This is a genomic window from Mesorhizobium sp. WSM3862 (assembly GCF_002294985.1).
In the GTDB taxonomy this organism is placed as follows: domain Bacteria; phylum Pseudomonadota; class Alphaproteobacteria; order Rhizobiales; family Rhizobiaceae; genus Mesorhizobium.
The window spans coordinates 670783-687372 of record NZ_NSGE01000001.1 but is presented as its reverse complement, the minus strand read 5'-3'; the positions used below and the strand labels follow the sequence as shown (position 1 = coordinate 687372).

Here is a 16590-nt window from a genome sequence, read left to right as displayed (position 1 = left end):
GACAGGAGTTGAGCCGCTACGATAGCTCGAATGGACTATCTTGTCGATTTCTTTGGACCGACCTGGGCTCCCAGCTGTGCTAGCTTGCGCCAATCGGTCCGGCGACCGCCAGACCCGCTCGCTAACGCTTGCTCTCATGGATCCGACATGCCGCTCGATGCCATCCGCCAGGATATCCGCGCCAACTATTTGCCCGACGAAGACGAGGCGGTGAAGCGACTGTCCGCGGCTGCCGGGCTTTCGGCGGAAGAGCGCAAGGCGATCTCGGCGCGTGCGGCCGATCTGGTGCGCGCGGTGCGCGGCTCGACCGACCCTCGGCTGATGGAGGTTTTTCTTTCGGCCTATGGCCTGTCGACCAAGGAAGGCGTGGCGCTGATGTGTCTCGCCGAGGCGCTGCTGCGCGTTCCCGATGCCGAGACGATGGACGATCTCATCGCCGACAAGATCGCGCCGCATGACTGGTCGGCGCATTCGGGCAGCTCGAGTTCCATTTTCGTCAACGCCTCGACCTGGGCGCTGATGCTGACCGGCCGCGTGCTCGATGAAGGCGAGGGCGGTATCGAAGGCACGCTGCGCGCCATGGTGCGCAGGCTCGGCGAGCCGGTCATCCGCAAGGCCGTGGCGGCGGCGATGCGCGAAATGGGCGAGCAGTTCGTGCTCGGCCGCACCATCGCCGAAGCGGTCAAGCGCGGCCGTCCGATGACGCAGAAGGGCTATCTCTATTCCTTCGACATGCTGGGTGAGGCGGCCCGCACCGAGGCTGATGCGCTGCGCTATCACCGCGCCTATGCGGATGCGATTTCCTCGCTCGACGCGGGGTCCAATGGCCCGGACATTCGCTACAACCACGGCATTTCGGTCAAGCTTTCGGCACTGCATCCGCGGTATGAGGTGGCGCAGAAGGAGAAGATGCTGCCGGTAATGGCCGAGCGGCTGTTGTCGCTGGCGCTTGCCGCGCGGCATTCGCGCATGGGCCTCAACATCGATGCCGAAGAGGCCGACCGGCTCGATCTGTCGCTCGACGTCATCGAACGCGTGCTCGCCGAACCGGAGCTTGCCGGCTGGGATGGTTTCGGCGTCGTCGTCCAGGCCTATGGCCCGCGCGCGGCATTCGTCATCGACTGGCTCTATGCGCTTGCCAAAAAATACGACCGCAAGATCATGGTGCGGCTGGTGAAGGGCGCCTATTGGGACACCGAGATCAAGCGGGCACAGACGCTTGGGCTTGCCGGCTATCCGGTCTTCACCCGCAAGACCAACACCGACGTCTCGTATGTGGCCTGCGCGCGAAAACTGCTGTCGATGACCGACCGCATCTACCCGCAATTCGCCACCCACAACGCGCACACGGTGGCTGCCATCCTGTCGATGGCGAAGGATCGCGACTCCTTCGAATTCCAGCGTCTGCACGGCATGGGCGAATCGCTGCACAAGACGGTGCGCAAGGCCGAAAGGACGCGCTGCCGCATCTACGCGCCGGTCGGTGCGCATTCCGACCTGCTCGCCTATCTGGTGCGGCGGCTCTTGGAAAACGGCGCCAACTCCTCTTTCGTCCACCAGTTGACTGACGAGGAGGTCGAGCCGGAAGAAATCGCCCGCGACCCGCTGGAAGCTGTAGAGAAACAAGGCCCCGCCGCCAATCCGGCGATCGCGCGGCCCGCCGCGATCTTCGGCGCCCACCGGCGCAATTCAAAAGGGTTCGACATCAGTGATGCGGTGACTCTTGCAGCCATCGACAGGGCGCGGGCGGAATTCGCGGGAGCGGATCGCTGGCATGCCAAGCCGATCACGCGCGCCGCCGGCTACGGCAAGCCGCGCCAGATCGTCAACCCGGCCAAGCCCGATGAGGTCGTCGGCACCGTGCATGAGGCGGCGGCCAAGCAGGTCGCGACGGCCGTTCGCATCGCTGTGGAGGCGCAGCCGGCCTGGGCAAAACGCCCGGTTGCCGAGCGCGCCGCGATCCTCAACCGCGCCGCCGACCTCTACGAGGCCAATGCCGCCGAGTTCTTCGCTTTGGCCACTCGAGAGGCCGGCAAGTCGTTGGCCGACGGCGTCGCCGAAGTGCGCGAGGCGGTCGATTTCCTGCGTTACTATGCGGCCGAGGCGGCGAATGCCGAAGCGGGCACTGAAGCCCGTGGCGCGATCGTCTGCATCTCGCCGTGGAATTTCCCGCTGGCCATCTTCACCGGCCAGATCGCGGCGGCGCTCGTCACCGGCAATTCAGTGATCGCCAAGCCCGCCGAGCAGACGCCGCTGATCGCCTTCCGCGCCGTCGAGATGCTGCGCGAGGCCGGCGTGCCGGAGGATATCATCCAGCTCCTGCCGGGTGACGGTGCGTCGGTCGGAGCGCCGCTCACCGCCAACCCGCGCATCGCAGGTGTCTGCTTTACCGGCTCGACCGAGGTCGCCAAGCTGATCGAAAAACAGCTGGCCGAAACGGCGGCGCCCGATGCCATGCTGATTGCCGAGACGGGTGGGCTGAACGCCATGATCGTCGATTCCACGGCGCTTCCCGAGCAGGCGGTGCGCGACATCCTCGCCTCCGCCTTCCAGAGCGCCGGGCAGCGCTGCTCGGCGCTGCGCGTGCTCTACGTGCAGAAGGATGTCGAGAAGAAGATGCTGGCCATGCTGAAGGGCGCGATGGAGGCCCTCAATGTCGGCGATCCGTGGCTGATCTCGACCGATGTCGGCCCGGTCATCGACGATGAGGCGCAGGCCTCGATCGGCGACTACTGCAAGAAAAAGGGGCTGGAGGGGCGCCTCATCGCCAAGCTCGAAGCGCCGGCTGCCGGCCGCTTCGTCGCGCCGCATGTCTTTCGGGTCAAAGGCATCGAGGAGATGGAGCGCGAAGTGTTCGGTCCGGTGCTGCATGTCGCCACCTTCGACGCCGACGACGTCGACGCGGTGATTGCCGGCATCAACCGCAAGGGCTACGGCCTGACCTTCGGCCTGCACACCCGCATCGAGGGCCGCGTCCAGCATTTCGTCGACGGCATCCATGCCGGCAACATCTATGTCAACCGAAACCAGATCGGCGCCGTCGTCGGCTCGCAGCCCTTCGGCGGCGAGGGTCTGTCCGGCACCGGGCCGAAGGCCGGCGGGCCGCATTATCTGCGCCGCTTCCGCAAGGGCCCCCAAGCCGGCACGGAAGTCGGCGACGGTCACAAGGTGACGGCGACGGAACTCGCCGACAATCTGCCGGACCCGACGCTTGGCGGCTGGTCGACGCGACCAGATCGCGTGGCGATTCTGAGAAAACATCTGCGCGGCAAGGGGGCTGCGGCCATCGCCGCCGCAGCGAGCCTCGATTTCGGGCAGGTCGACCTGCCGGGCCCGACCGGCGAGGCCAACACGCTGTCGCTGGCGCCGCGCGGACGGGTGCTCTGCCTCGGGCCGGATGCCGAGACGCTGCTTGCGCAGACAATCCAGGCTTTAGCCGCCGGCAATGCCGTTCTGGCAGTGGCGCCAGGCGCGCCGGCGGCGCTGTCGGCGCTGACCGGCAAGGGCCTGCCGCTGGCGGCGATCGACGGCCGGCCGGACCCGGTCGAGGCACGCTCGCTGCGCGTCGACGTCGTTGCCTTCTCCGGCACGCCGGAAGCGGCGCGCATCGTGCGCAAGGTGGTTGCCGAGCGCGCCGGGCCGATCGTGCCGCTGGTCGGCGAAGTGCTTAATCCGGCGGCTTATGCGCATGAGCGCGCGGTCTGCGTTGACACGACGGCGGCCGGCGGCAATGCCAGCCTGCTCGCGGCAGCCTAATCAGGTGCGGGAAGGCCGCCGCGTTAGCGGCGGTCAGGCGCCCTCGACGACCAAAAACCCTTCGAACTCGGGGTGGCCAAGATAATGCACCTTGGCGGTGCCGGCGTTGCGATGGGCGGCGCGGAAGTTCTCCGACTTCGTCCAGGCGATGAAATCGCGGAGGCTTTAAAAAGGGCCGATCCGCGCCTTGAACACCCAACTTGATTTGCCGGTCTCGGGTGGAATGGGAGGGAACGGGGCTTGCTTGCGCACCAGCGTCAAAGCGAACTGATCGAGCTCGGCGGACCCTGAACTTTCAGTGAGCTGCAGGTCGCTGACGCTGCCGTCGGCCGCGACGACGAAAACCACCCTGGCGTTGTTGCGAGCCTTGGCCTGGATCGATTTCGAAACGCGACGGTTGGCGCGCGCAAGTTTCTTCTGGATTTCACCGCTGTAGTGGGATTCCAGGGCATTGCCGGCAGCGGCCTGTTTCTTGCCCTTGCTGGCGGCAACAGGCGCGTCGCGTGTATCGCCATCCGCCGTGCCGCCGGTTGCATTGGTCTGGTCTGCCGCTGCCGATGGGGCTGGGGCGCTCGATGTCGCACTGGGGACCGGTGGCTGTTGAGGCTCGGCAAGGGGCGCTTCAGCGCTTTGCAGTTCGGTCGCGGGCGTAGGTTTGCTGTCGTCGGGGACAGTCTGGTCATCCTGGCGTGGGCTGGTGGCCGCCACGATATCCGGCGCGGAAGCGGCTTCCTTGACGGCTTGCGGCGGAAGCTGAGGCGTCGAGGGTTCGCTTGCTGGTTCCTGCGCTTCGACCGGCGGTGCGGGCTGCGCGGCCTGGCGTTTCACCGGCTGCAGATCGGGCACCAAGGTGACATCCACGGCGCCGGACGACTGGTCGTCCAGGGCGCTGCCGGTGACGTTGGCGCCGGACTGATCTGCGCCCTCGGCCCGAATCGCGTCCATGGAGTCGAATATCCCGGCAGGCGCGAGCAGGAACGCGGCCGCCGCAGCGCCATGGAGCAGGCCGGAAGCGATGATCGCCACCGGCCATTTGCGATGCCCGGCCGAGTGCCGCGGCTGCATGAGCGGCTCGGCCGGCGTGATCGCCGGTTCGCTGCCTGCATCGGAGGAGTGATTGATGTCCTGCATGTCTCGCGCCGAGACCTGCTGTACGCGATAAGAAATTGTCAAATCAAGATCGGTTGCCGCCCATGGCCCACGCCATGGCGTCTCCTGGCGGGCCGGATGCAATCCCCACCTCTATACGCCGAAGGCGATGGCGGTTTTAGTCGAGGTCTTCAGGTCGCGCATGCAGGCCGTCGGCTCGACGCCGGTTCCAGCGCATTCCGTCGCGCTGTTGATCAGCACGCGGCCGAGCTTGCCGCAGTCGGCGCCCGCGAGATCGAAGCGCGTGACTTTCGTCTTGCCGACCGGCAGGTCCTTGAAATCGAGCACGGTGAGGCGGTCGACAACGCCGGACTCATTGAACAGCGCGATTTCGAAAGCGGACTTCGACAGGTCGGCGCCGAGCGCGTTGTTGACGACGAAGGTCAGCCGGCAGCCCTTGTCCGAAGGCTGCACGGCGTTGAGTTCGAGATTAAGGGCCGGCGCTGGCGCGGACTGGCCGCGCGCCGGCACCGGGCCGAGCGACATCGCCAGCGCCGAGGTCAAGAGACGGAGCGATGTCGTCAAGTTCATGGTTCTCAGCCTCCAAAGCGCATGGTTGCCGCAAGCTTCAGCGTGACGCCCGGTTCATAGAGGACGGCAGTCGTGCTTGCGTTGAGCGGATTGGTGTATTTGACATCGAACAGATTGTCGGCGCGGACGTCGAGCTTGAGGTTGTCGGTCGCCTGGTAACTGGCAAAGGCATTGACCAGCGTATAGTCCTTGGCCACCGGATTGCCCTTGGGCTTGCCGTTATATTGCACTTCACCGCCGACGGTGAGCCTGTCCTCGAGGAAGCGAAGTCCGAGCTGCGCCGTCACCTGCGAGGAGGGAATGGTGGCAAGGTCGGCCCGCTCGCCCTCATACGAGATGGTGTGGCCGTTGATGATCGAGGCCGAGAAGCCCGCATAGCCCCAGCCGGCGTCATAGACGCTTTCCAGTTCAAAACCGTTGATCTTGGCCTTGGCGAAGTTCTGGTACTGGAAGCAGATCGGGATGCCGGGGCCGAACGGGCAGCCGCTGATCGGGTCGAAGGCCGACAGCGTGACGCCGTCGATATAGTCTTCGACATTGTTGTTGAAATAGGCGGCCTTGAGCCGCAGAGCGTCGCCGCCTTCGAAAATGTCGTTCTGCTTGTAGTTGACGCCGAACTCGACGGTCTTGCCGGTCTCAGGCTTGAGATTTGGATTGGGCAGGAAGGGGAAGGTGACGCCGGCCGGATGGTTACCGCTGATCAGCGTCTCCGTCAGCGAGGGTGAGCGGTAGCCTTCCGCATAGGTGCCGTAAAACTGCAGGCCGGCGAGGTCAGCGCTTTCGAAGGGCGATACGCCGACGGTGATGCGCGGCGACAGCCGGTCGCCTGATGTCTCGTGCTCGGATTCCTTCAGGCTGTACCTGTCGTAGCGCAGGCCGGTGATGACCTCCAGCCATTCCCAGGTCAGCTTGTCCTGGACATAGGCGCCGGAGACGTTGCGCTTACCTGACGGCGTGTAGAAGCTGTCGCCGCCGGCTGTGCCCCCGGTTTCGACGTCGTCGCCGACCCAGTCACCGCCGTAAGTCAACTCATGCGCAATGCCGGCGGTCTCGAATCGCGACGTGTTCCATATGTCGATGCCGGTCGTCCCGACATCGAAAGTCGAGAGCGACCCGGCGGGCAGCACCACGGGCAGGCCGGTCGTCGGATCGAAACGGTTCTGCGGGAAGAGCGTCGTCAGATCGAGAAGCGTCTTGTTGTAAGAGGCGTTGATGTGGAGATCGAGCCAGCTTTTGGCATCGTCGGTGATGTTGTAGCGGGCGGTGAAGGTATTCGATTTCAGGTCGACATCGTTGGCCGGAACGCCGCCACTGGTCTCCGTCCACCCGTCCTTCGAGCCGACCCAGCCGAGCTTCAACTCGCTGTTCTCGGTCGGGCGAATGGTGGTCTTGAGCAGGCCGCTCAGCACGTCGAAGCCGGTGCCGGCAACGGTGTCGCCGCCACCGTTCTTGTAGTCGCCGTAGTCGCGGTAGACGATGTTGCCGAGAACGTCCCAGTTCTCGTTGAAGCGATAGGCGCCGCTAGCGCTGGTGGTCCAGCCCTTGCCATTCGTTTCATAGCGACCGGTCAGCGATCCGGCCCAGGTCTCTTCCGGCTTGAGGAAATCTCCGACGTCCTTGGTTTCGAAGAAGACCACTCCGCCGATGGCGCCGGAGCCATAGGTGTTGGCGACCGGGCCGCGGATCACGTCGACCGATTTGATGAGCTCGGGATCGACATAGAAGGTGGACTGCGTGCCGTGGTCGGAGCGCTGGAAATCCTGCCTGGCGCCGTCGACGATCACCGCCACGCGGCCGAAATCCTGCAGGCCGCGGATGTTGATGCTGGAGCTGACGCGTCGCGCGTCGGCCTGCACTGCAACTCCCGGCACGCCAAGCAGCATCTCGTTCGGCGTCGTCGCCATGCGGCGCTCAAGCTGTTCCTTGTCGACATGGCTGGCCGAGGCCAGCGACTGGATCGCCGTCTCGCCGGTGCGGCTAATGACGAGGATCTTGTCGAGCAGCGTCGAGTCGCCTGCACTTTTCTGGTCAGCCTTCTTTGTCTGGTCGCTCTGCTGGTCAGCCGCCGGCTGGGTGGCCTGTTGCGCTTTGGCCGCCGGCATACAGAGCGCGATTGCCGCCGCGCCAGCCAGCAAGGCCGCCATTTCCTTCGCCATCGGCCGATCTGTCGGCCGTCCCCAATTCACCAACCCCATGCCCCAACTCCAGATTCTCAGGCTCGATGCTGGCTGGCGCGGGGCTCGCTCGCATTTTTGATCGCGTCCGGCGTCTTAAATGTTGACTCATTTAGTCCGGTAATGCACGACTAGTAAACATGAGAAATCGAGTCAAGAATTTAATCGGCATTTGACGAGGCGACCGGCCCGGTGGCCGGCACAGGAAAAAGGGACCGAATGAGATGAACAGCCATAACCCAAGCGACTTTCGCTACCGCGGCCGCCGCTCCGACGACGTGCCCGCGCGTTTTGACCGCGTGGCGATGTCAGTGCGCACGCTCTCCAGCAACGCGCTGTTCCAGGGCGAGCATGAGATCGGCATCGAACATCATGGTGCTCTCTACCGTCTGAAGATCACCCGCCAGGGCAAGCTGATCCTCAACAAGTAAGCACGATCGGTAGACGAACAGGGCAGACAAAAAGTGGGCAGGTGAACGATATGGACCAACGCGTGAAGCCGTCGCCGGACGAGATCCGGGGTTCGCGGGAAAACAATCCGAAGATGCGCGAGCGCGATTTGGCGGCCCCACTCGGCATTTCGGAAGCAGAGCTGGTCGCGGCACATTGCGGCCATGGCGCCGTGCGCGTCGAGCCGCGCGTCAATGACTTGCTGAGCGGCCTCGAAGCGGTCGGCGAAGTGATGGCGCTGACCCGCAACGAAAGCGCCGTGCACGAAAAGATCGGCGTCTACGACAAGGTCGTCACCGGCAATCACAACGCCATGGTGCTCGGCGAGAACATCGACCTGCGCATCTTCCCGAAAGTGTGGGCACATGGCTTTGCCGTCGAGAAACGCGACGGGGGCGAGATCCGCCGCAGCCTGCAGTTCTTCGATGCGGCCGGCGAGGCCGTTCACAAGGTGCATCTGCGGGCGGCCTCGAACCTCTATGCTTACCAGAAGCTGGTGGCGAGCCTTGAATCGTCGAACCAGGAGCCGACGATCGCAATCGCCTCAAGCGCGCCGGAAGGCGAAGTGGAGGTGCAAGCCTCGGTAGCCAGCATCGACGACCTCCGCGACCGCTGGAGCCGGATGACCGACGTGCATCAGTTCTTCGGCATGCTGAAGACGCTGAAGCTCAGCCGCCCTGAGGCGGTGCGCATGGTCGGCCAGGACTATGCATGGCTGCTCGACAATGATGCCGTCAGCGCCATGTTTCACCACGCGGCCGAAGGCGAGATGCCGATCATGTGCTTCGTCGGCAACCGCGGCTGCATCCAGATCCATTCCGGCCCGATCAAGTCGGTCAAGCCGATGGGGCCGTGGATCAACGTGCTCGACGAGACCTTCCACCTGCATCTGAGGACCGATCACATCCATGAAGTCTGGGCGGTACGCAAGCCGACCAAGGATGGCCATGTCACGTCGCTCGAGGCTTATGACGCCAAGGGGGGCATGATCATCCAGTTCTTCGGCAAGCGCCATGAAGGCGAGGGCGAGCGCGAAGACTGGCGCTTCCTGGCCGAGAACCTGCCCCGCATCCCCAGCCCGACCGCTGCATGAGGCGAGACTCGATGCGTGTCGTTCACCGTTTCCGCTCTGCGCTTGCGCCGCTGATCGGCGTTCTGCTTGCCGCCGCCGCTCTGCCTGCCGGAGCCGATGAAGGTAGGGCCGTCTTCTCGGACACCTCGCGGATTGCCTCCATCGGCGGCTCGATCACCGAGATCGTCTATGCGCTCGGCGAGGAAAGTCATCTCGTCGCCCGTGATTCGACCAGCTCCTTTCCGCAAGCCGCGCAGAAATTGCCCGATGTGGGCTATATGCGCGCGCTGTCGCCGGAGGGCGTTCTTTCGGTCAATCCGTCGGGGATTCTCGCTTTGCATGGCAGCGGCCCGAAGGAAACCGTCGACGTGCTGAGGAAATCGAGCGTGCCCTTTATCGAGGTGCCGGAGCGCTACAGCCATGAAGGCATCCTCGTAAAGATCCGCACCGTCGGGAGGGCGCTGGGGGTCGAGGCCAAGGCGGAGAAGCTCGCTGCGGAGACGGACGCGAAGCTGAAGTCGGCCGAAAAGCAGACGGCCGCGATCAAGGAGCGCAAGCGCGTCCTGTTCGTGCTGTCGATCCAGGGCGGCAAGATCCTGGCCGCGGGCAGCGATACGGCCGGAGACGGTATCATCAAGCTTGCCGGCGCCGTCAACGCGGTCGAGGGTTTTTCGGGCTACAAGCAGATGTCCGACGAGGCGATCGTCACTGCAAGGCCGGATGTGATCCTGACCATGAAAAACGCCGGTCCGCCGATCTCGGAAGATGAGCTGTTGGCCAATCCATCGATCACCTCGACGCCCGCGGGAGCTGCTCGCAAGCTGATCAGCATGGATGGCGGCTACCTGCTGGGCTTCGGGCCGCGCACGGCCGCGGCCATCCACGACCTCGCCGTCTCGCTTTACGGCAATCAGGTCACGGACTGAGCGGTGATGGCCGAACAGTCGATTGCGGGGCCGGCGGGCAGGGTGAGGGCATCCGATGGCGACCGCTCGGCGCGGGCAAGGATCGTCATCCTGCTTTTGTCTGTCGCGCTTGCGCTGTCCATATTCCTGTCGCTGACCTCGGGCGCTTCGGACGCGTCCGCCGTTCGCGTCATCCGCGACTGGCTGACCGGAGGCGTGCCGGCCGATACGGCGCTCGCCGCGCGCGACCGGCTGATCGTCTATGACATCCGCATGCCGCGCGTGCTGCTCGGCGTGCTGATCGGCGCCGCGCTCGCCGTCTCCGGCGCGGTGATGCAAGGACTGTTCCGCAACCCGCTCGCCGATCCCGGCCTGATCGGCGTCTCGGCCGGCTCGAGCCTTGGCGCGGTGGCAATCATCGTGCTCGGCACAACCTGGCTTGCGCCTGTCACGCTCGCCCTTGGCACGCTCGCCCTGCCGCTGGCAGCCTTCCTCGGCGGCCTGGCGGTGACGCTGCTGCTCTATGCCATTGCGACGCGCCACGGCCGGACGTCAGTCGCCACGATGCTGCTCGCCGGCCTGGCGATCGCCGCCCTTGCCATGGCGCTCACCGGCATACTGGTCTTCGTGGCCGACGACAGGCAATTGCGCGACCTCACCTTCTGGCAACTCGGCTCGCTTGGCGGCGCCACTTGGCCGAAAATCGGCACGGTCGGACCGGTGATCTTGCTGGCACTGGCGACGATGCCGTTCCTGTCGCGCGGCCTCGATGCGCTGGCGCTCGGCGAGGCGACCGCCGGCCATCTCGGCATTCCGGTCCAGCGGCTGAAATATACGGCCATCGTCGGCGTGTCGGCGGCGGTCGGTGCGTCGGTCGCCGTCAGCGGAGGCATCGGCTTCATCGGCATCGTCGTGCCGCATCTGTTGCGCCTCGCGATCGGTCCGGATAACCGCTACCTACTGCCGGCCTCGGCCTTGCTCGGCGCCTCGCTGCTTCTGCTTGCCGACGCGGTCGCCCGTACCGTCGTCGCGCCCGCCGAACTGCCGATCGGCATCGTCACGGCAGTGGCCGGCGCGCCGTTCTTCCTGTGGATCCTGCTGCGCGAGCGCGGCGTCATTGATCTGTGAGCAGCCGATGATCGAAGCCCGGGACATCTCCGTAGCGATCGGCTCCAGGCGCATCGTGTCGCATGTCGATTTCACGGCGCGGCCGGGCGAGGTAACGGCAATCGTCGGGCCCAATGGCTCGGGCAAGACGACGCTGCTCAAGGCGCTGACGGGCGAGCTCTCCTATACCGGCACTGTCATCCTCAATGGCCGAGACCTGGTTTCCATGAAGCCGGTGGAGGCAGCGACGCATCGCGCCGTGCTGCCGCAATCCACCACGCTGTCCTTTCCCTTCACGGTGCTAGAGATCGTTCGTCTCGGCCTGATCGGCGGGCGTTCCGGGGTGCTGCCCGGCGAGGATGCGCGCTTGCCCGAGCGGGCGCTGGCGCGTGTCGATCTCGACGGCTTTGCCGGCCGCTTCTACCAGGAGCTTTCAGGCGGCGAGCAGCAGCGCGTCCAGCTTGCCCGTGTACTTTGCCAGGTCTGGGCGCCGGTTCTCGAGGGCAGGCCGCGCTACCTTTTCCTCGACGAGCCTGTCTCCAGCCTCGACGTCAAGCACCAACTCATCATCATGAATATTGCGCGCGATTTCGCCCGGCGCGGCGGCGGCGTGGTGGCGATCCTGCACGACCTCAATCTGACGGCCATGTATGCCGACCGGATTTTCGTGCTCTCTCGTGGCCAGCTGGCTGCCGCCGGCTCGCCGCAAGACGTGCTCAATGACGAGCTGATCGAAAAGGTGTTCGACTGCCGGCTCAAGGTCGGCGCACTGCCTGCTGGAAGCGTTCCGTTCGTGTTGCCGCAATCGGCAGCTTAGGCGGCCGGGGCGCGCTGCTCCAGGAGGTCGATGCCAAGCAGGTGGCGCACATTCGGGCGCGCCGCGACGAGGTCGGCGATCGTGTAGCGGGAGAGCACGGCGAAGAAGGCGTTGAGCGCTTCGCGCAGTGCCGAATTCAAGGCGCAGCTGTCGACCAGCGGGCATTCGGCGGCGTCGTTCTCGAAGCACTCGGCCATGGCGAAGCTCTCTTCGGTGACGCGCACGACGTCGAACAGGCTGATCTGCTCTGCCGGGCGGCCGAGCCTGACGCCGCCATTGCGGCCGCGCACCGTCTCGACCAGGCCGGCCTCGACCAGCGGCTGCAGGATCTTGAACAAAAACAGCTCCGAAACCGAATAGGCGGTGGCGATCTCGGGGATGCGGCTCAGCCGATCGCTGTTCGCGGCGCAATACATCAGTATGCGCATCGCATAGTTGGTCTGGCGCGTGAGCCGCATGGTGATCCTCGCGAAATGAGCTTGGGCCGAATATGGCCCATAGTTTGGAACAATTCCAGACTGGACCGCTACATAGCTGAATAATCTTGTCAACTTTTTGTGCGTGTCCGCCGCATCGCGCCGCAATGGGCTTTGAGCGAGCTTTTCCCCGGCGCAGGCCCTAGATAAGTCCGGGTGCAATAGGGAAGGCCTTTCCATGTCACAATCAGCTCAGGCCCTCGCGCCGGTTCGATTCGACGCCGATGCGCAGGCAAAGCTCTCGGCATTGCGGCGGACCAAGTTCGTCGCCGCCGCAGCGCTTGGCCTATGCATCCTTGTCTTCGCGCTCGCCAAGTCGTTAGAGGTCACCCATCCGTGGCTCGGCTTTGTCGCCGCGTTCGCCGAGGCGGCGATCATTGGCGGGCTAGCCGACTGGTATGCGGTCGTGGCTTTGTTCAGGCGCCCGCTCGGCCTGCCGATCCCGCACACTGCCATCATTCCTGAGAACCAGCACCGGATCGCCGACAATCTCGGCCGGTTCATCGAGGCCAATTTCCTTGCGCCGGAGCCCGTGCGGGAAAAGCTCGCCGAGGTCGACTTTGCGGCCCTCGTCGCCGACTGGTTGGCCGACGCCGAACGCGCCGCCGACCTGTCGCGATTCGTCGCCCGCCTGGTGCCGCAGACGCTGACCGCCGTGGAGCAGTCCGGGCTGCGCGACTTCGTCACCAGCCGCTTGCTGGAGCAGATCGAAAAGGTGCCGCTGGCGCCTTTAGCCGCGGAGCTGTTGTCGGCGCTCACCGACGACCGGCGCCACCAGAAACTGTTCGACGAGTTCACCAGGGTGGTCGGGCGCTTCCTGAACGACGAGAAGGCGCTGGCGACGATGCGCGAAAAGATCCGTGAGGAACTGCCGTCGCTGTTCAACCTGTTTCGCGCCGACGCCTATCTGCTCAAGAAGATTGTCGCTTCCGCCGGGTTGCTGCTGGAGGAGGTGCGGGCCGATCCCGATCATCCGGCGCGCGCCGAGTTCGACCGTTTCGTACTTCGCTTCGTCGAGCGGCTCAGGACCTCGAAGCAATATGCAAGGCGCGCCGAAAAGCTGAAGCGCGATTTCCTGGGCCGTCCGGAAGTCAGGGCTCTCGCCGGCGACACTTGGGCAAGCCTGCGCTTGTTCATCGAGCAGGACGCCAACGCGGCCAATTCGACGATTCGCGAGCACCTCGCCAACCTGTTCGTCGAGGTCGGACGACATTTGGCCGACGATGCCCAGATCAGGGCCGACATGAACCAGGGTTTTGTTGTGGCGCTCGCCTCCTTCGTCGAAAGCCAGAAGAGCGGCGTGTCGAAATTCATCGCCGATCAGGTCAAGCGCTGGGATCTGGCCCAGCTGACGCGGCTGATCGAGATCAATATCGGCAAGGACCTGCAGTATATCCGCTTCAACGGCATGGTGATCGGCGGTCTGGCCGGCTTGGCACTCTATACGGCGGAGCGGCTGCTTCTCCTCAATTGACGCGGACCGGGCGCGCACTATTCTCCCTAGTGGGCGCTGTAAGAGCGGCAGATCGGGAGGCGACGACATGGCAAGACAACCGGAATCCGACTCTTTTCTGGACATCTTCAGCAGGTTCGGCCGCGACTTGAAGCTGCCGAAGGTCGACATCCAGGCGATCCTCGATCACCACCGCAGGAATCTCGAGGCTCTGGAGAAGTCGGCCCGGGCAAGCGCCGCCGGCGCGTCATCCATTCTGTCGAGACAGCACGAAATGGTGCAGGAGGCGCTCGGCGAAATTACCCGGATGGCACGCAACTACCAGCCTCCGGGCAATCCGCAGGAGTTGATGACGAAGCAGGTGGATTTCGCCAGGAAATCCTTCGAGACAACGCTGAAGAATGCCGGCGAGGTCGCCGACCTGGTTCGGAAATCCGGCACCGAATCGGTCGAAATCCTGCGCGACAGGATCAAGGACGCGATGGCGGAAATCCGGGCCGGCTACGACGGGAAGTGAGCAATCCAGGACGCCTATTCGGGTTTTCCGGATCGGGTTCAGGCGGCTGAGCAATCGGCGCGTGCGGCTGCGCGTTCGCGGCTTGCCGTAAAACCGTCAACTCTGAGGGTGAAATCGAGGCGCCGCGAATTGACAGGAGCCGCCGGTTCATGGTCGGGAGATTGGCAGAAGCCAGCAGGAAAGCAGGAATGACGGAAAATCGGCCGAGGACGCCGCCGACCTTTGAACAGTTGCGGACAATGGCCGGCCAGGAGATCGGCGTGTCGGACTGGACGACGGTCGACCAGCAGCGCATCGACCAGTTCGCCCAATGCACGGGCGACCACCAGTGGATACATGTCGATCCGGAGCGCGCGAAGCGGCAGAGCCCGTTCCGCACTACGATCGCGCATGGCTATCTGACGCTGTCGATCATCGGCGCGCTGGCGCTGGAAATGGGCATCGTGCCGGAAAACACGCAAGCCGCCTTCAACTATGGCTTCGACAAAGTGCGCTTCCTGGCGCCGGTGAAGTCCGGCGCACGTATCCGGCTGCGCACGACGCTGCTCACCATGGAAGACCGAGGCCCCGGCCAATATCTGATGAAGGCCGCGAATACCGTCGAGATCGAGGGCGAGCAGAAGCCGGCGCTGACTGCCGAGACGCTGGTGATGATGTATGAGCGCCGCAAGCGGGCAGGCGCCTAAGCTCTGCCGCTGCCGGGCTGCGACGCGCCTTTGCGGCGGGACGCGGCCATTGCCCTTTCAAGCACTCTGAAGTTGCGCTCATCGGCGCATTGGGCGACGTTGAAACGCATGAAGCGGCCGGCGGAGTGCGACAGGCTGAAGGCGTTGCCGGGCGCCAGCACGACATTATCCGCCAGCGCATGGCGGGCGACATCGGCGGCGTCGATGGCGTCGGGCAGGCGGCACCACAGGAACATACCGGCCCCCTGATCGATCCAGGGCATAACGTCCATTGCTTTCAGCCTGCCGGCTGTTTCGGCCATTGCGCGCGACAGGCGGGTGCGCAACTGCTCGACATGCTTGCGGTAGCTGCCGTCCTTCAGCAGAGTCAGCACCAGTTCCGAGGAGAGCCTCCCGCCGCCGAAAGTCGTGGCGATCTTGAGGTCAATCAGTCGTTCCATCCAGTCGCGGGGCGCGGCGATGAAGCCGCATCGCACCGAAGCCGACAGCGTCTTCGAGAAGGAACCGATCTGGACGACGCGGCCGAGGCCATCGAAGGCCGCGAGCCGCGGCGCCGGCGTGTGCTCGAAATCGGCGAAAATGTCATCCTCGACGATGGCGAGACCCGATTGATCGGCAAGCTTGAGCAGCCGGTGCGCTATAAGCGGCGAGAGCACCGCGCCGGTCGGGTTGTGAAGCGCGGAATTGGTGATGTAGAGGCGCGGCTTGTGCTCGGCGAGCGCTTGCGCGAAGAGGTCGATATCGGGCCCTGAGGGTGTCATCGCGACACCGACCACTTTGGCGCGGTGCGCGCGCAGCAACGCATGGAAGTTGAAATAGCAGGGATCGTCGACCAGAACCGTATCGCCCGGCTCGAGGAGCAAGCGGCACAATAGGTCGATCGCCTGCGTCCCGGACTCGGTGAGCATGATCTGGTCCGGCGAAGCCTCGACGCCGTGCGCCGACAGGCGGCGGGCAAGCAGCTGCCGCAGTGCCGGCAGGCCAAGCGGCGTGCCGTAGTCGGCAAGCGTCGCATCGTCGGCTCGGGCGGCGCCGCGCAGTGCTTGCCGCAACGCGGCCTGAGGCATCCAGGAAGCCGGCAGCCAGCCGCAGCCCGGTTTCAGCATATCGTCGCCTGCCTCCAGTGCTTGCCGCGAGACCCAGAGCGGGTCGACGGCGCGGTCGAGCCGCGGGCCGATCTCGGCCAGCGACAGCGGCGCAAGCGGGCAGGCGGCAAAGAAGCCGGAGCCCGGCCGCGAGCGGATCGTGCCTTCCGCCGCAAGCCGCTCATAGGCCTCGACCACCGTAGATTTTGACACCTGCATCGTGCCGGCGAAGGCGCGGATCGAAGGCAAGCGCGCGCCCGGCGTCAGGATGCGCGCGGCGATCCGCTGCCGGATTGCCGACATGACGGCTTCGACGAGCGTTCCGGCATTCGTCGCCTTCGGGTCGGGCGTGTCCATCTGTACTTCCCTGTCGACCAATACAGTTTTGCGGAATTGTACCCCATTGTCTCTG

At 64.9% G+C, this 16590-nt stretch carries 14 protein-coding genes and 1 pseudogene; 9 read left to right on the top strand and 6 right to left on the bottom strand.

The window, feature by feature from the left end; genetic code table 11:
* The first annotated feature begins 147 nt into the window (after positions 1 to 147).
* Positions 148 to 3756, top strand: a complete 3609-nt coding sequence (gene putA, locus CK224_RS03435; protein ID WP_095780775.1) for a bifunctional proline dehydrogenase/L-glutamate gamma-semialdehyde dehydrogenase PutA — start codon at positions 148 to 150, stop codon at positions 3754 to 3756.
* 33 nt (positions 3757 to 3789) lie between these two features.
* Here putA and CK224_RS03430 read toward each other — a convergent pair.
* From CK224_RS03430 to CK224_RS03415, 4 genes and pseudogenes are all read right to left on the bottom strand, one after another.
* Positions 3790 to 3912, bottom strand: a pseudogene (locus CK224_RS03430) (antibiotic biosynthesis monooxygenase); the annotation flags it as partial.
* A 9-nt stretch (positions 3913 to 3921) separates the two neighbouring features.
* The gene (locus CK224_RS03425; RefSeq protein WP_245425713.1) at positions 3922 to 4782 is read right to left on the bottom strand and encodes a TonB family protein; all 861 of its coding nucleotides are present in this window, start codon (positions 4780 to 4782) and stop codon (positions 3922 to 3924) included.
* A 216-nt stretch (positions 4783 to 4998) separates the two neighbouring features.
* Positions 4999 to 5436, bottom strand: a complete 438-nt coding sequence (locus CK224_RS03420; RefSeq protein WP_067329442.1) for a hypothetical protein — start codon at positions 5434 to 5436, stop codon at positions 4999 to 5001.
* Between the two features lie 5 nt (positions 5437 to 5441).
* On the bottom strand, positions 5442 to 7631 hold the full coding sequence (locus tag CK224_RS03415) for a TonB-dependent hemoglobin/transferrin/lactoferrin family receptor (RefSeq protein ID WP_095780773.1): 2190 nt from the start codon (positions 7629 to 7631) through the stop codon (positions 5442 to 5444).
* Between the two features lie 203 nt (positions 7632 to 7834).
* Between CK224_RS03415 and hemP the strand changes: the two genes are divergently transcribed.
* From hemP to CK224_RS03390, 5 genes are read left to right on the top strand one after another with little or no spacing between them, the layout of a single operon-like run.
* A complete protein-coding gene (gene hemP / locus CK224_RS03410; RefSeq protein WP_066999851.1) occupies positions 7835 to 8041 on the top strand; it encodes a hemin uptake protein HemP in 207 nt (68 codons plus the stop codon).
* A 50-nt stretch (positions 8042 to 8091) separates the two neighbouring features.
* On the top strand, positions 8092 to 9153 hold the full coding sequence (locus tag CK224_RS03405; protein ID WP_095780772.1) for a hemin-degrading factor: 1062 nt from the start codon (positions 8092 to 8094) through the stop codon (positions 9151 to 9153).
* A gap of 11 nt (positions 9154 to 9164) precedes the next feature.
* A complete protein-coding gene (locus CK224_RS03400) occupies positions 9165 to 10058 on the top strand; it encodes a hemin ABC transporter substrate-binding protein (protein WP_095780771.1) in 894 nt (297 codons plus the stop codon).
* 6 nt (positions 10059 to 10064) lie between these two features.
* Positions 10065 to 11165, top strand: a complete 1101-nt coding sequence (locus tag CK224_RS03395; protein ID WP_095780770.1) for an iron ABC transporter permease — start codon at positions 10065 to 10067, stop codon at positions 11163 to 11165.
* A 7-nt stretch (positions 11166 to 11172) separates the two neighbouring features.
* Complete coding sequence (locus CK224_RS03390) at positions 11173 to 11961, top strand: heme ABC transporter ATP-binding protein (protein ID WP_095780769.1); 789 nt, start codon at positions 11173 to 11175, stop codon at positions 11959 to 11961.
* Here CK224_RS03390 and rirA read toward each other — a convergent pair.
* Positions 11958 to 12419 (bottom strand): iron-responsive transcriptional regulator RirA, encoded by a 462-nt coding sequence (gene rirA, locus CK224_RS03385; protein WP_066999863.1) that lies wholly within the window; start codon positions 12417 to 12419, stop codon positions 11958 to 11960. The genes CK224_RS03390 and rirA overlap by 4 nt on opposite strands.
* Before the next feature lie 196 nt (positions 12420 to 12615).
* On the opposite strand from rirA, the gene CK224_RS03380 reads away from it, so the two are divergent.
* From CK224_RS03380 to CK224_RS03370, 3 genes are all read left to right on the top strand, one after another.
* Positions 12616 to 13911: a DUF445 domain-containing protein gene (locus CK224_RS03380; RefSeq protein ID WP_095780768.1), complete on the top strand. Its 1296-nt coding sequence runs from the start codon at positions 12616 to 12618 to the stop codon at positions 13909 to 13911.
* 67 nt (positions 13912 to 13978) lie between these two features.
* Positions 13979 to 14407: a TIGR01841 family phasin gene (gene phaP, locus CK224_RS03375; protein WP_066999869.1), complete on the top strand. Its 429-nt coding sequence runs from the start codon at positions 13979 to 13981 to the stop codon at positions 14405 to 14407.
* Between the two features lie 188 nt (positions 14408 to 14595).
* Positions 14596 to 15093: a MaoC family dehydratase gene (locus tag CK224_RS03370; protein WP_066999871.1), complete on the top strand. Its 498-nt coding sequence runs from the start codon at positions 14596 to 14598 to the stop codon at positions 15091 to 15093.
* Here CK224_RS03370 and CK224_RS03365 read toward each other — a convergent pair.
* Positions 15090 to 16535 (bottom strand): PLP-dependent aminotransferase family protein, encoded by a 1446-nt coding sequence (locus CK224_RS03365; protein ID WP_095780767.1) that lies wholly within the window; start codon positions 16533 to 16535, stop codon positions 15090 to 15092. The two genes, CK224_RS03370 and CK224_RS03365, sit on opposite strands and share 4 nt — an antisense overlap.
* Between the last annotated feature and the right edge of the window lie 55 nt (positions 16536 to 16590).

Excerpts from the sequence above, each read along its gene's own strand:
- putA (WP_095780775.1), top strand. The coding sequence starts at position 148 with ATGCCGCTCGATGCCATCCGCCAGGATATCCGCGCCAACTATTTGCCC.
- CK224_RS03420 (WP_067329442.1), bottom strand. The coding sequence starts at position 5,436 with ATGAACTTGACGACATCGCTCCGTCTCTTGACCTCGGCGCTGGCGATG.
- CK224_RS03415 (WP_095780773.1), bottom strand. The coding sequence starts at position 7,631 with ATGGGGTTGGTGAATTGGGGACGGCCGACAGATCGGCCGATGGCGAAG.
- hemP (WP_066999851.1), top strand. The coding sequence starts at position 7,835 with ATGAACAGCCATAACCCAAGCGACTTTCGCTACCGCGGCCGCCGCTCC.
- CK224_RS03405 (WP_095780772.1), top strand. The coding sequence starts at position 8,092 with ATGGACCAACGCGTGAAGCCGTCGCCGGACGAGATCCGGGGTTCGCGG.
- CK224_RS03400 (WP_095780771.1), top strand. The coding sequence starts at position 9,165 with ATGCGTGTCGTTCACCGTTTCCGCTCTGCGCTTGCGCCGCTGATCGGC.
- CK224_RS03395 (WP_095780770.1), top strand. The coding sequence starts at position 10,065 with ATGGCCGAACAGTCGATTGCGGGGCCGGCGGGCAGGGTGAGGGCATCC.
- CK224_RS03390 (WP_095780769.1), top strand. The coding sequence starts at position 11,173 with ATGATCGAAGCCCGGGACATCTCCGTAGCGATCGGCTCCAGGCGCATC.
- rirA (WP_066999863.1), bottom strand. The coding sequence starts at position 12,419 with ATGCGGCTCACGCGCCAGACCAACTATGCGATGCGCATACTGATGTAT.
- CK224_RS03380 (WP_095780768.1), top strand. The coding sequence starts at position 12,616 with ATGTCACAATCAGCTCAGGCCCTCGCGCCGGTTCGATTCGACGCCGAT.
- phaP (WP_066999869.1), top strand. The coding sequence starts at position 13,979 with ATGGCAAGACAACCGGAATCCGACTCTTTTCTGGACATCTTCAGCAGG.
- CK224_RS03370 (WP_066999871.1), top strand. The coding sequence starts at position 14,596 with ATGACGGAAAATCGGCCGAGGACGCCGCCGACCTTTGAACAGTTGCGG.
- CK224_RS03365 (WP_095780767.1), bottom strand. The coding sequence starts at position 16,535 with ATGGACACGCCCGACCCGAAGGCGACGAATGCCGGAACGCTCGTCGAA.